Source organism: Hyphomonas sp. (assembly GCF_965284475.1).
Lineage (GTDB): Bacteria > Pseudomonadota > Alphaproteobacteria > Caulobacterales > Hyphomonadaceae > Hyphomonas.
Map to the genome: position 1 here is coordinate 2,663,241 of NZ_OZ260087.1, position 15,524 is coordinate 2,678,764.

Annotated in this window: 4 protein-coding genes (1 of these 4 only partly in view); all 4 read right to left on the reverse strand. The window is 58.7% G+C overall.

The annotated features are described in order from the left end of the window. Tightly spaced (each overlapping or abutting the next), the 4 genes in view from ACQ66M_RS13055 to ACQ66M_RS13070 form a layout consistent with a single transcriptional unit that may run on beyond the window. On the reverse strand, nt 1–6,333 hold the full coding sequence (locus tag ACQ66M_RS13055) for an SDR family NAD(P)-dependent oxidoreductase (RefSeq protein ID WP_430404392.1): 6,333 nt from the start codon (nt 6,331–6,333) through the stop codon (nt 1–3). Beyond that, complete coding sequence (locus ACQ66M_RS13060; protein ID WP_430404394.1) at nt 6,330–7,202, reverse strand: hypothetical protein; 873 nt, start codon at nt 7,200–7,202, stop codon at nt 6,330–6,332. Before ACQ66M_RS13060 ends, ACQ66M_RS13055 begins: the two co-directional genes overlap by 4 nt. Further along, nucleotides 7,199–13,822 carry a type I polyketide synthase gene (locus ACQ66M_RS13065; protein WP_430404395.1) on the reverse strand — a complete coding sequence of 2,208 codons (6,624 nt, stop codon included), beginning with the start codon at nt 13,820–13,822 and terminating at the stop codon, nt 7,199–7,201. The genes ACQ66M_RS13060 and ACQ66M_RS13065 overlap by 4 nt, the downstream gene beginning before the upstream one ends. Then, nucleotides 13,819–15,524 carry the 3' portion of an SDR family NAD(P)-dependent oxidoreductase gene (locus tag ACQ66M_RS13070; RefSeq protein WP_430404397.1) on the reverse strand. Its footprint extends 5,860 nt past the window's final position, so 1,706 of the gene's 7,566 nt are visible here — the last part of the coding sequence; the start codon falls outside the window, past its right edge; its stop codon occupies nt 13,819–13,821. The genes ACQ66M_RS13065 and ACQ66M_RS13070 overlap by 4 nt, the downstream gene beginning before the upstream one ends.

The following is a 15,524-nucleotide window of genomic DNA, read 5'->3' on the forward strand; positions in this document are numbered from 1 at the left end:
TCAGATCGTGCCTTCTTCCCAATCCATTGCCTGTTCGACGGGTGCGGAGGCGGTATCAGTCGCGTCCAGGCTGTGTTCGAGCTTTGCCGCGACTTCCGTAATCGTGGTCCCGCTCAACAGGTCTCTCAAGCCGATGTCGACATGCAGCGCTGCCTTGATGGCATTCCGGACCTGAACGGCCATCAGGGAGTCAAAGCCAAGGTCTGACAGTGGCTTGTATGCGTCGATGGTCGACGCGCTGTACCCGAGCGCGCGTCCGACATGACCCCTGAGAAACGCCTCAATAAGCTCTGCTCGCTCGTCTGCTGGCGCGGAGAGGATGTCATGGTCAAGTGAGATGGTCGGCTCTTCCTGCGTTCGGGACTCCAGGCCGCTCAGCCCGAAGAGTGCGCGGACACGCGGCGTGCTCTGAGCTGCAAGCAGCTCTATATTCGCTTTCAGAACTGCCGCGTAGGGCATTTCCTGTCCGACCACCCGCTCCATCGCGTCCAGTCCCTCTTCAAGGTCTATCTGACCCAGGCCGATCCGCTCCCAGCGTTCCCTGACGGAATCGGACAGGCGCGCTGCCATTCCGACTTCACCCCAGGCACCCCAGCCAATGCTGGTGATAGGCCGTCCGGCAGCGCGCCCCCCTGCGGCAAGACTGTCGAGCCAGGCGTTCGCGCTGGCATAGTTTGCCTGTCCAGGCCCGCCGAACATGGCCGAGCTTGATGAGAAGGCCACGAACCAGTCAAGCGGGGAACGCCCGGACGCCTTCATCAGGTTTTGTGCGCCATCGATCTTGGGCCCGGCCACGGCGCGGAACCTGTCACGGTCTTGTTCACCGATGGGGGCGTCATCAAGCACACCTGCGGCATGGATGATCCCTCGCAATGGCAAGTGTGTGGATACATGTTGCTTCCAGAGTTCAGCTACGGATTCCGGATCCCCGATGTCACATGCAATCGCGCGAACGATGCAATCGTGTTGCTGGGCCAGATTTGCGGCGGTTTCCTGGGCTTGGGCGCTATTGCCAGAGCGGCTGACCAGTGTGATTTCGCCTGCGCCCCGTTCGGCGAGCCGCTGTGCCACAGCCAGTCCCAGACCTGCAAGGCCACCGGTGACGATATAGGATCCGTCAGAGCGGACAGTCATACGGTTTGTTGGCTCGGGATCAGGCACAATCACGACCTTGCCCATGTGACGCGCGTTGGCCATGAACCGAAACGCATCCTTGGCCTTGGCCAGCGAGAAGGCCTGAACGGGCAGCGGTGCCAGCTCCCCTTCTGATATCGCGTCGAGAATACTCTGGAAGGACGTGCGAACCTGCTTCGGATCGACGATGATCTGATCACCGAGGTCGACGATGTGATAGTTGACATGCGGCGCGCGTTCTGCGGCTTCCTGCGGCGTCCATATATTGTTCTTGCCAATTTCCATGAACGCGCCGCCGGGGCGGATCACACGCATGCCTGCGTATATCATGTCTCCGGACAGGGCGTTGATGACGATGTCGACCCCCTCACCTCCGGTTGCCTTCTCGATGGCATCGCCGAAGCTGGCTGACCGCGAGTCAAAGGCATACTTTGCCCCTTCGCCCAGCACAAAAGCGCGCTTTTCGTCAGACCCTGCTGTCGCAATGACTTCAGCGCCGGCATTCAAGGCCATGCGCATGGCCGCGAGACCGACACCACCGGCCGCAGCGTGAACGAGAACGCGCTGTCCGGGCTTGATACCTCCAGCCATCGAATAGCAGAGGGCCGCAGTCAGATAGGTGTTGGGAAGCGTCACGGCCTCCGCAAAAGTTATGCAATCAGGTTTCGCCAGGACGAACCTCTGGCTCACGGTGACATGGCTTGCGAGGCTGTCGCCAGCAAGCGCGACGACTGCATCGCCGGGCTTCAGTCCTGTAACATTTTCACCGACGCGGGTAATAATGCCGGCACATTCACTTCCCAGTGCGCCGGCATCGCCCGGATACATTCCCAGTGCGTTCAGAACGTCGCGAAAGTTGAGGCCGGTTGCGCGCACGCCAATTTCGACTTCGTCCGGTTCTGGAGCGCTGCGCGGCTCCTCGACGAGATGCAGCCGATCAAGGTCGCCTCTTTCCATAATACGAATGACACTGCGTTGGCCGCTGGAAAGTGGTGGCGCTGATGTGACCGGAGCAAGGCGCGCGGCAAAGAGATCGCCATTGCGCAGCGCCAGTTCAGGCGCTCTGTCTGCCAGGGCGAGGGCATCGAATACATCCTGCGGATCAGGTGCCCGGCCTGGATCAAGATCGAGTTGCAGAAGAGGCATCGTCGGGCATTCGGCATCAATCGTGCGGCCCAGTCCAGCAAGCGTGCCCATGGCAAGAACCGGCGAGTCGCCCGGCGCAACGGCTTTGGCACCGCTGGTGAGAATGCATAGGCCGCATCCGGGTTTCTCGGACTCAAGGATTTGCGCGGCAGACAAAAGGTCAGCGAAAAGTTCTTCTTCGCGCCCTTCCTGCGTGTCGGTGTCGGCCGAGAGAGACGCGCAGTACACGACCCATGATGGTGTGGAAGTCCTGAGCGTTGCTGACAGGTCGCCGAGCGTCACCAGTTGTGCACCTTCAACATCGGCAAGTGATGTTGCGAACTCGGTATTGTCTGAAACGATCAACAGGTCCTTCGGAATGCTGGCTTCAGGCCGCGGGACATTTTCCCAAGACAATTCAAGCTCATGGAGTGACATCTTGCTCGCGCCAAGCATCTTGGAAAGCGATGCGGCAGAGACAGCGCGTGCACGAAGTCCTTCAAATTGGGCGATGGGTTCGCCTGTCTCGGTTTCCATTGCGAGGTCCGCGACGAGCTCAACCTTGTTCGAGCTTTCCTTGCGGAGTCTTGCCGTCACGACGACCCGCCGCGGAGCCGTTCTCTCCCAGCGTATACGGTCAATTCCAATGGGCAGGTAAAGTTGATCGTCTCCATCGTCCGGAACAATCGCACTTACGGCGTGGAACAGATTGTCGACCAGCGCTGGATGGAAACGGTAGTTGGCCATGTCTTCTTCGGCGTCGGGCAGCACGGCAAGGCCGACTGCGATGCCGTCGCCTTTCTGCAGCGCTTCAAGCCCGCGGAAAATGGGGCCGTAATTCAGCCCCAGGGATTCCAGCCGACTGTAGTGTGCCTGAATATCAAGCGTTTCCGGGCACTCACTCTTCGCCTGTGCAGCACTCGGCATGGAAAAGCCGCCCAGGTCTGGCTGACGCGTCAGCCTGGTGCGCACGAGCGTGCGCCATGGCATGGCGGCGTCGTCGGGCACTTCGCGAACAGTCAGGGAATAGCTGTTCTTGTCCGCAGGCTCCAACTCGGTATGAACCGTGCAGGATGAGTTTGCATATAGCTCGAGGGGCGCTTCGATTGAAAGATCGGAGAGGGTAACGCTTCCCTTGCCAAGAATTGCCTCACCTGCAGCGAGCGCCATCTCGACATAGCCGGTCGCAGGAAAAATGACCCGCCCGAGGATCTTGTGATCCGCAAGGAAGGAAGGTGATTGGGCATCAATTGTGGAGATAAACGCCTTGCGCGGCGGCGGGACTTGCTGGATTTCTCCCAGAATCGGATGGAAATGATTGGTGTCCGGGCGCTTGCTGGCAGGCTGATCGTCAAACCAATAGCGATCATACTGGAAAGGGTAAGTCGGCGCGGGCACGAGGTGTCCGCTGCGATGCCGGTAGACACCCTTCCAGTCAATTTTGGCGCCTGCTGCATACGCCTGTGCCAGCGCGTTGAGCGCCGTGGCGTTATCATCCTGGCCTCTGCGGAGGCTGGGAACAGTTTTCCACTTTGCTGCAGGACGGGCACGTGCCGTAAGCCCCAGCAGGGCGGGCTGTGGGCCGAGCTCGATCAGGATGTCGGCCCCGGCCTCTTCCAGCGCCGCTACGCAGTCGCCGAAACGAACAGCATTCCGGGCGTGGGCGCGCCAATAGGCGGCGTCAGGTTGAGTGCCTGTCTGGAAAGCTGATCCAGTGAGGTTTGAGATCAGCGGGATGCGGGCAGGCCGATAGGTGACTTTCCCTGCGGCTTGTTCGAACGCGTCCAGCATGGGGTCCAGGAGCGGGGAGTGGAATGCATGGCTAACCGTCAGGCGGCGCGTCGTCACGCCCTTGCTTTCCAGTTCCTTCAGCACTGCCTCCACGGCAGATTCAGTTCCGGAAATGACGGTTTCTTCCACGCCGTTGACACCAGCGATGGCGATCTCGGTTTCACGGCCACCGAGCATGGGTGAAACCTGATCCTCAGGTGCGAAAATGGCTGCCATGGCGCCACCAGCCGGAAGCTGTTGCATGAGGCGCCCGCGCTCTGCCACAAGTTGCAATGCGTCCTCGTGACTCATTACTCCAGCCAGGCAAGCTGCGACGTATTCTCCGATACTGTGACCGACAACCATGGAAGGTGTGATGCCCCATGACCGCCACAGCTCTGCCATCGCGTACTGGACTGCGAATAGCGCAGGCTGTGTATAGGCCGTTTCCGATATCGGGCTTTCCGCACCCTCACTGGGGTACAAGACATCCTGAAGCGGTAGTTCAAGCGCGTCTTTCAGAATAAGTGCGGACTGGTCGATCGACGCACGAAACACAGGCTCGGACTCATAAAGTCCGCGTGTCATGCCAGGGTATTGAGCACCCTGGCCGGTGCAAAGGAAAGCAACGCGCGGCGAGCTGCCGCCGCTGGTATGACCGATAGTCATTCCCGGGAGACTGTCACCCTTTGCCAGCGCCGCCAGCTTTTCGCGAAGGTCATTGCTGTCGGATACGACGAGAGCCGCACGATGCATGAGCTGTGACCGCCCGACGGCAAGTGTCCGTGCAAGATCGTTGAGCGCGGGTGCGCCATCTCTTGAGACAAAGTCACCATATCGCGCAGCGAGTTGCCGGAGCGCGCCCGGCGTTTCGGCAGATATCGGGATTATGCTGGTGCGATCACTCCCGGCGGGCGATCGTTTGTTTTGCGGGGCGTCGGACAGGATCGCGTGGACGTTTGTGCCGCTGAACCCGAATGCGCTGACCCCGGCGCGTCGGGGCGTATCACGTCTAGGCCAAGGGGTCGTTTCGGTCACAACTTCGAGCGGCAGATCATCCCAGTCTATTCCCGGGTTCGGGATATCAAAATGCAATTGCGGCAGAATGGATTCCGACCGGAAGCAGACTAGGACCTTGAGCAGCCCTGCAATGCCGGACGCCGCTTCTGCGTGGCCAAGGTTTGTCTTGATTGAGCCGATACGAAGCGGCTGAGAAGGGTCGCGTCCATTACACAGGACAGCCCCGAGAGCGCCAGCCTCGATAGGGTCTCCGATTGGCGTGCCAGTGCCGTGGGCCTCAATATAGTCGATGTCCAGGGGGCCGAGGTGCGCGCTTGCCAGAGCGGCCTTCAACATGCGCTCCTGCGCGGGACCACTCGGGACAGTCATTCCGCTCGAGCGGCCATCCGAATTTGTTGCCGAACCGACGAGCAGTCCAAGTATCGGATTGCCGTCCTTCTCGGCATCGGACAGTCGCTTCAAGGCGATCATGGCGCAGCCCTCGCCGCGGGCAAAGCCGTTAGCTGACGCGTCAAATGTCTTGCAAGCGCCATCTGGTGAGAGCATTCCCCATCTTGAAAACATCGCCATAGCATCGGGCATGGCGATGACGGCCACGCCACCGGCCAGGGCCAGGTCGCTTTCGCCATTCCGAAGGCTTTGGCAGGCGAGGTGAATGGCATTCAGTGATGACGAGCAGGCAGTATCGATGGCGGCGCTGGGCCCAAGGAAACCGTAAGTGAATGAGATGCGGCCAGGGGCTGCATTCATGGCGCCTCCGGTGGCCGAATAGACGTCGGATTGTTCCGCGCCATTGGACCACATCAGGCGCCCATATTCGGTCGTCGAGATGCCGACGAAGACGCCGGTTGCGCTTCCTTCAAGCTGATCCGGCGCGATGCCAGCTGTTTCCATCGCTTCGTGCGCCGTTTCCAGAAGCATTCGCTGCTGTGGATCCAGCGATTTTGCCTCCCGTGGAGAGATGCCGAAGAATTGCGGGTCGAACTGATCAATCCGGTCCAGAAATCCGCCCTTCTTGGTTACAATCTTGCCGGCTGCGTCACGGTCCGGCGAATAATACGCCTCAGCGTCCCAGCGGTCGGCGGGGACGGTGCGGACCGCGTTCACCTTGCCGGAAAGCAGGGCCTGCAAATCGTCCAGGGAGCGGACCCCACCAGGATAGCGCAAGCCGCAGCCCACAATGGCAATTGGCTCAGACTTTGCACGCTTGGCGACATCAAGTTTTGACTGGAGGCGCTCAATTGCGACGAGGGCGTCTTTCAGCATATCCCGCGGTGTGGTCATGGATTTATTCTTTTCAGGTGTGCGTTCAGCGTAAAGATGAGTGGGGTGGCACATGCGATGCAAATGATCGCTAAAAGGACAATTCTGTTCGAATTATATCCTTCATTGTCTATAAGCCAGCCCGCCAGGAATGCCAGTGGAACCGGAGCAAGTAGAAGCGGCGCGGATGGCGCAATTGGTGCCAGGAAGGCGGCTCGGTCTAGCAGTAGCAGAGCCAGCAATCCCAACACGCCTGTCACCGCGAAATGAAGACTATGTCGCAATTCCAGTTCCACCCACATGCCCGGCATAAACGGTGCAAGAATGATCACAATACCTGCTGTGACATAGAACAAGTTCGTGCTTGTTTTTTCGCCGCGAAGAGCGCGCGACAGAACAAGAAACAGGCTGAACGAGACGGGCATGCCCAGAATTGCGAGCCATACAAACCCGAACGGGATAATGTCTCCCTGAGCATAGATCGCCATTGCCGCAACACTACCCATAGTAGCAACCAGCCACGTCATGTGGTTTGCACGTTCTCCTAATAATATAGCCGAGAATAGAATCACCAGAATGGGAGTTCCCCAGAAGGCGGCATGAACGGCGTGCCCGTACCCTGCATTGGAGGCGAATGCCCAGGACACCGGCATCAACAGCAGGAACACCGCGCGAAGTATCTGTGTCACCGGCTTTTGGGTGCGGATAAGATCGCCACGTGACCTGAAGCCAGCGATCGCCACCCACATACACAGCAGTATCAGATAGTGCAGCCACACGACCTGAAACGGCGGGTACTGATTCAAAAGCGTGCCGACAATCGCTTCGGTCACGGTCCAAACGAGGACGAATCCCAGCATCAGGGAGATGGTACGATAAGAACCCGTCATTCGAGTGAATCCAGTGTGGCCCGAAGGCGCGCCGCCAAGTCTTCCTCGCTTATGGAATCATAGTCGTCGACTGGTTGGGAAAGCTCTGTCTTGCCGGTCGTTTCCATTTTCGCTGGAGACGTCTGAATTCCAAAGCGTGAATCCAGGAAACCGGCCAGCGCATTTACATTCGGATAATTGAACGTCACCGTCGTGGGCAATTTCAGTCCGGTTCCCACCTCTAGCCGCCTGCGCAGCTCAACTGACATGAGGCTGTCCATACCCATTTCGAAGAGCCCCCGGTCAGGCGAGATGGCATCACCTGAGGCCTCACCCATAACGATGGCCGCCTCTGCGGCCACGAATTGGGCCAGAATGTCCCGGCGTGCCGACTCGTGAGCGTTTGCGAGCTTGTCCAGGAGATCCTTCGCCGCGGACGAACTGTCATTGTTGGCTTGGGGGGCTTTAAGGCTGTCGGGCGCTGCTTGGTCGGCATGGCCGAGCTTTGAAAGCAGCGGTCGCGGACGGCGGGTTTCATGTAGTGCCTTCAGGCGCCCCCAATCGATCGAGGCAACAAGCCGCTGGCCGGACTGCGGCGCGTTGATCAGGCCACCCAGCGCATCCAGTGCCGCCTCGGCATACATGGGCTGGAGGCCTTGCTCGCTATAAGTTCGCTGGATGTCATCGGATGCCAGTCGCATCGTGTCCCAGGTCCCCCACCCAACGGAAAGCACATTCAGGCCGCCCGTGCCTGGATTCTGAGCGCTGGCGTCAAGAAATGCGTTTGCCGCCGCATAATGGGCAAAACCAGGCGCACCGAGCACAGCTGTTGTGGATGAAAAAAGCGCCAGGAAGTCGGCCCCCCGTTTGGATAGCGTTGCCTCAAGCGCAAGCGTCCCTGCGATTTTCGGCCGCAGCATGGCGTCGACTTGTGACAGACTCAGATCCCCCATGGCGACAGCTTCGAGGTGAGCGGCTGCATGAATTGTGCCACGGAGCGGAGGGCCCGACAGGAGCAGATCATTGAGGGCATCCTCAAGTGAGGCTTCGTCGGCAATGTCCACTTTTATCGCAACTGCATCAGCGCCAGCCTCGCGTATAGCGGTCATCGCAGGGCCATCGGGCTCTGGGTTCCGGCCGAGAAGCGCGACGCGGCCGGCGCCATGATCAGCCAGCCATTTCGCAACAATCGTACCGAGTCCTCCGAACCCGCCAGTGACGAGATAAGTGCCGTTAGCGTCGAAACGCACAGTTTCTTCACTGATTGCGGGAACCTCACAAAGGCGTGGGACAAAACGTTGTCCGTTTCGCCATGCACATTGATCCTCATCGTCACGCGTCACGATTGATTTGACGAGAGCGCTGGCCTGGGCGGTCAGTTGGTCTTCACTATCGAGATCGATCAAACCTCCCCAGCTTGACGGCGCCTCGAGCGCAGCTGTCCGGCCAAAGCCAAGCGCTGGGGCTTGCCATCTTGAATGGGCTGCAGGTTGAGATCCATCACAACAGTGAACACCTCTTGTGGCGACCCAGAGTCTGGAGCCGTCATGCTTTTCCGCAAGACGAAGCAGATGCCGCAGGGGTGCCATGAAGGCCGCCTCTTCCATTTCAGTGAAAGCTGACATGTCTGGCGCAAAGCCCGGATTCGCAAGCGCGAGCGCGCCAAGATAGACAATGTCACAGGGTTCATCAGAGCTGATCTCTGCTTCCGGGTGCACAGCGAAGCCTCGCGCCTCAAAGGTATGAGTCACAGCTTCCTGGAACTCTCCAGCGTCCCCCACAATCGCAATATGACGTTTGCTTTCAGGCTTGCGCGCGGCAATCAGCATTTGCTGCGCGCCGGCCCTTCCAAGTCTGGCTTCACCGCCAACGCGGGCGATTTGATTCAAACCTGTCTGATGGAGCAGTTCGGACCAGGCCGCTGCGGATATCAGGGGGTAATCAGGGCGGAGTGACTTGTCGCTAAATCTCCACCATCCTGGCGTCATCCCGAATGTCAGGTCTACCCACCGCTCGGGAGCGACGCCTTCCAGGAGCAGCAACTGACCGCCCGGGGAAAGCAGCGATTGAGCATGCAAAACGGCTTTGCACAGGTCCTCGGTTGCGTGGAGGACATTTGCGGCGACCACAATATCGAATGATTCCAGCTCCTGGCCCTGTGAGGCCGGATCGCTCTCGATGTTCAAAATGTCGGTAGAAAACCCAGCGACGTGGCCGTAAGTCCTGGACGCATCGTCGAGGAAATGCGGAGACACGTCGGTGAAGACGTACTCTATCTGCCTGCCTTCGAAGGCCGCAAGTATTGATCCGGTACTACCGCCTGTGCCGCCTCCGATTTCGAGTATGCGAACGCGGTGGTCGTCCGGAACGGTCTGTATCACTTGCCGGAGCAGCTCGGCGATCGCGCCGTTGAACGTGCGGGCGAAGGGCGCCTCGATGTACAACTGGCGCGCTTCTTCGAGAGAGCCATCCGGGAAGAGAAGGCCCACTGCATTCTTCTCACCTTTCAGTACGTCTGCGAGCGCGACACCACACCGCCGAAGGATTGAAAGTTCTGCGCACTTGCTACCAAACTGCTCAACGGCGCGCTCATACAGGTCAGCTGCATCGTGCCGGGGCAGGGGATAAATTGGCCAGAATTCGGTTCCGTCTGTAGAAAGAATATTCTCTTCTGCAAGAATCTGCAGCAGCCTGCTAAAGAGTTGGGTCTGGTCCGGAGCGACCGAAAGACGTTTCGCCTCTTCTGTCGCCATAAATCGTCGGCCAACGCTTTCGTCGAATCCGAGATCCCTAAACGCCTTGCTCACATAGGCGAGTGAAATGTGATCCAGCGCAGGCAACAGGTCATCATAACTGCCTAGACCATGCGCTGTGGCGAGATCAGTGAAAGCTGACTCAAGAGCGCTGTGCACGGATTCCGGCGAACGGAGAAATTCTGCTGCTGACAGCTTCGCTGGCGCCGGCTCCCACTGAATCTCGTACTGACTTGGCGCATTTGTTCGATAACCGTCAGCGCGGGTGAGCTGAATTCCGGTTACAACGCCAATGCAGTTGCCTTCACCGTCAAAGATTGTGGAATCGACGCGCTGTCGGCGTTCACCCTGAGGACTTTTAAGTGTTGCGCGGCACCAAATGCTGGATGGCAGCGGACCCGACAGTGAAATATGTTCGATACCGGTCAGGAAGAAGAGCGGGCTTTCTTCGTTTTTCTTTCTCGGCAAACTTGCCCCGGCCGTTTGAAGAATGCCATCAAGCAGGCCAGGGTCGGCAAAAGATACTGCGAGAGGTGACAGCCCCTCGGGGAGCGCGAGCCGGGCTATGGCGACGCCATTCTTTGTATGCAGCCGGTCAAGTGCTCGAAAGCGACCGGAAAGCTTGATGCCAAGGCCTTCCAGCATCGCAAGATGGGTCGCCGCCAGATTGTCTGGGTGAAGCTCGGTCGCGGCGGCTTCGATATCTTCGGCTTCAGTCGCAAAGTGGACGGCTGGGAATGTGAGTGTCCCTTCCGCATGCCGCGTCCAGGATGTGTCCGATCCGAATTGCGGTCTGCTGTGAATCGAGAAGTCCACCCGGCCGCCAGATTCAGTTCCCAAACGTGTCTCGACTATAAGCGGTGCGCTCTCCAGCCGCATGGCATGTTCGATAGTGAAATTCTCGATGGACCAATCAGCTGCACCCAAGGCCTTTGTGGCGGCACCTACCGCCATGGACAGATAGACGGGCCCGGCGACCAGAGTACTTCCGTGCACGATGTGATCTGAAAGCCAGTCATGGCTATCGCTTGAGAGCAAGGTTTCAAAAACAAGCCCGTTGGCGTCTCTTTGTGTTCCGGCAAGCAAGGCTGCTGAAGATCTGGCCTGGTCGGGACTTTTGGGCCGATGGCTGCTCTCGATCCAGAACCGGCTGCGCTGGAAAGGATACGTCGGCAAGGAAACCGGTCGTGGCCGGGGTGTCGGGACGGTTCGATTCCAGTTGACCGACACGCCCTCTACGAACAGCTTTCCCAATGCATCGGCCATCTCTGCCCAATCATCGTGGTCACGCCTCAGGGAGCCTATAAACGCAGGCATGCAGTCGGAACTGGTATCATCGAGATCTCTTGCAGCGAGCGCTGCCAGGACTGGATGCGGGCCGAGTTCGAGGAATACGCGATGCCCGGCGTTGCGCAGGCTCGACATGCCAGCGGAAAACTGAACGGGCTCGCGAAGATGACGCCTCCAGTAGGCCGCATCAGGTGCGCCGTCGGGTAGTTGAGCGCCGCCCGTGAGGTTCCAGGCGACAGGAATGCTCGGCGGGCGGGCGGTGATGCCGGTCGCAACCGCTTCCATTGCGTCGAGGGCAGAGTCTACCAGCGGCGAATGGGCAGCAAATGATATATGGAGGCGATGCCCATGCATGCCCTGTTTTGCCAATTGCGACAAAACCGCATCAATGCCCGTCAGGCTACCGGAAATCGCGACACTATCGCGCGCATTCACGGCGGCGATGGAAACCTCTCCCTTGAATGGAAGGATCAGTTCTGCAACCTCTGCTTCGCTGAGGAAAAGAGCCGCCATTGCGCCGCCGGCCGGGAGTCCGGACAGGAGCTTGCCTCGTTCGGCAACCAGTTTCAGTCCATCTTCAAGAGTAAAGACGCCTGCTATTTCTGCCGCTGCGAATTCACCTGCAGAATGACCAATTACGGCCGATGGCTCGACGCCCCATGAACGCCAGACGGCGGCCAGGCCACATTCGACGGCGTATAATGCTGGTTGTGTCCACTCAGTCTGGTGAATCGGGGCTTCAGGTCCTTGTCCCGAATTCATCACGTCAATCAGTGTGCGGCCATCCGGTTGCGGTCCTAACGCCGCATCGCAGCGCTCTATGACTTCCCGAAAAACGGAAGAATGCTCGAAAAGGCCACGCGCCATTCCTGGATACTGCGCGCCCTGTCCGGTACAAAGAAAGACGACATCAGACGATTGCCCCGGTGCAACATGCCCGCAGTTCAGGCGCGGTGATCCCCTGCCGTTGATATAGTCGTTCAGCGCCTCAACTGCGCCCTGCTTGGTTGATGCGGAAATGGCCAGACGCTCCGGCAGATGTGCCCTGCCGGTCGCAAGCGTGTATGCGATGGATCCAAGGTCTGAATCACTTTCCGAGATGGCGGAACTTAGGCGCCTGGCCTGGGCCAGAAGCGCTACCTTGCTGCGGGCGGAAACCGGGAGACAGTATGACGACAACCCGGCACGCGTAGGTGTACCAGTCGGCTGCCGCGCGGACTCAAGAACGATGTGAGCATTGGTGCCACTAAAGCCAAATGAGCTGACACCTGCCAGTCGACGCCCGTCCATTGTCGGCCAGCCTCGTGCCTTGGTCGGTATTTCCACTCCCGCGCTATCCCAGTCAATCCCGGGATTGCCTTCATTGAAATGCAGATGTGGTGGGATTATCCCATGGTGCAGAGCCAGCGCAGTCTTGATGACGCCGGCGATACCCGCTGCGCTTTCGAGATGGCCGAAATTGGTTTTTGCCGAGCCAACAATAAGGGGCTGGTCTGGTGTCCGCCCGGATGTGAGGGCCGCTGAAATAGCCCGGATTTCAATCGGGTCGCCGAGTCGGGTGCCGGTGCCGTGCGCTTCGACGTAGCTGATCTCCTGCGGGGTGACGCCAGCATTGGTCAATGCCGCCCTTATCAGTGCTTCCTGCGCGCTTCGACTTGGAACAGTGAGGCCGGCGCTTCGCCCGTCCTGATTGAGGGCGCTGCCCCGAATGACGGCATAAACCTGGTCATTGTCGCGTTCGGCATCCTCAAGCCTCTTGAGAGCAACAAGTCCGCAGCCTTCGCCGCGCGAAAATCCATCTGCAGACGCATCAAATGCTTTGCAGCGACCATCCGGAGCGAGCATACCTGCCTTCGACAGCGATACCATGGTTTCAGGTTCGCAGATAACATTGACCCCGCCCGCCAGCGCCAGAGAACACTCGCGGGTGCGCAGAGACACTATGGCCTGATGCACAGCCACCAGCGAGGATGAGCATGCTGTATCGACCGAAATCGCCGGTCCACTGAATCCCAATGTGTAGGATATCCGTCCTGCAGCAACGCTCGAAGCATTGCCGGATGCAATGTAAGCATCGATTTTTTCGGCTCCGCGCGCCAGCACCCTGTGGAAATGGTCACTGTTGCAAATCCCGACAAACACGCCTGTCTGGCTTCCCGCAAGACTGTTTGGCGCTATCCCTGCATGCTCGAGCGTTTCCCACGCAACCTCCAGCAATAATCGCTGTTGCGGGTCCATCGTTGCAGCTTCGCGCGGCGTAATCCCGAAACTGGCCGGGTCAAAGTCTGTGATGTTGTCAAGGAATCCGCCCCGTTTGGCGGACATTCTGCCGCTTGTTTCCGGATCAGGGTCAAACCATTCATCTGCATTCCAGCGGTCAGCCGGGATATCGCGTATGGCTTCCCTGCCTTCGAGCAAAAACTTCCAATACGTATCCGGACTATCAATACCGCCAGGAAATCTGCAGCCTATGCCGACGATTGCAATTGGAGCAGTCTGCGCTGTCTTTGTCTGTTCCAGCTCCTTGCTAAGCCGGAGTGCCAGCACGGCCAGTTGCTTCTGGGACAGCTTTTGAATGCGTTCAAGAAAATCGGTCATGCTTCATCCTTTGCATTCAGTCCCAGCATGAGATCCAGTTCTTCTTCGCTAAGGTCTTCAAGTCCGTCCAGCGCGCTGGCGCCAGCGCTCTGCGGTGACACTGCCATGGCAACATCAGCTGGCGCGGCGATGAATTCAGCGATCAGGGTTTCTCCCAAAGTGTTGATAGTGGGGCTTTCGAAGAGCAGCGTGGCAGGTAGCTTTCGTCCAAGTGCCCGGCCCAACCGGTTGCGTAGTTCGATCGCCAGGAGTGAATCAAGTCCCATCTCGCCGAAGGGCATTTCCGGATCAATTCTTCGGCCGGCTGGCAGTGCAAATGTCGTGCGGAGCATGTCTTCAATGAATAGATCAAGAACCTTGCGCTTTTGGTCATCTGGCGCACCCTTGATGCGGTCATGCAGATCGACTGGTTCAGGGTTTCCACCCGCTCGCTCATTTTTACCGTGATTGCGACCTGGTACAGGCCCGGCAGTGGTGCCTGAATCCTCTCGTCTTATCAAATCAGAGAATACCGGATTGGCTGGTCCTCCCCGCCATTCAGACAGTTTCCGCCAATTTACCGGGGCCACGGCAACCTGGCCTGTGGCTGTATTCATCAGGTAGGCGCTTGCTGCGCGTCCCTCGGCTGGCGACAGGGCTGAAATGCCTTGCTCGGAAAGCCGCGCCAGGGTGTTGTTTCCTGCGGCCGCGCCAATATCGCTCCACGGGCCCCAGTCAATCGCGAGCCCCGGCAGTCCGCGGCTGTTTCGCTCGCGCATGATGCTTCCAAGCGCAGCATTGGCCGCCGAGTGGTTTGATTGGGTCGGTGAGCCCAATACGGCGGAGAGCGATGAATACACACAGAAAATATCGATCGGGTCGCTGCGGCTGAGTTTCTCAAGGATATAGGTCCCGTCGACCTTTGGGGCCATGACGGTTCGAACCGTTTCGGCGTTTTGTTGCTGTATGCCCGCATCGGCAAGCGTACCTGCTGAATGAATGATCCCGCGAAGAGGGGGACCATCCTTGCGGATGCTTGAGAACAGGCGCTCCATGGCGGCTTCGTCAGTTACGTCCACTCTGTGGCTTTCGATGAGTGCACCATTTTTGCGGAGCGCGTCCAATACAGTTTCAGCCTCGGAAGACGGCGTACTGCGTGCCGTCGCGACAATACGGCCGGCGCCTTCCTCAGCTAACAGGCGGACGGTGTCGAGGCCAATGCCCGAAAGGCCACCGGTAACAAGGTAGGTGCCAGACTTGCGGATAGTGGGCCGTGGCGGGTCTTGCCAGCCAATCACGATCTTGCCGACATGCCCTGCTTGAGCCATCAGTCTAAACGCATCGGTAATCCGGTCCGGGCCAAAGTTGTGCTGAGGGAGAGGGGTGAGAATGCCCGCATTGAATTCAGCAACGACCCTTTGCAGGATCTTACCAATGTAAGCCGGGTCTTCGTCGGCAACATGGCCCCAGTTCACAGGAAGGTATTCAAACGCGTTCACTTGGCGAGCGGACGTTTCTTCATCCCGCACGTCACGAACGCCGAGTTCAATAAAACGCCCACCCTTTACCAGGATACGCATGCTGGCATCGACCATGTCGCCGGTCAGCGCATTCAGTACCAGATCAACGCCCCGTCCGTTGGTTGCCTCCAGCACTTCATCTGCGAACTTTGAGTTTCGAGAATCCATGACGAGCTTCGCGCCCAGACGGCTGACGAGCTTCC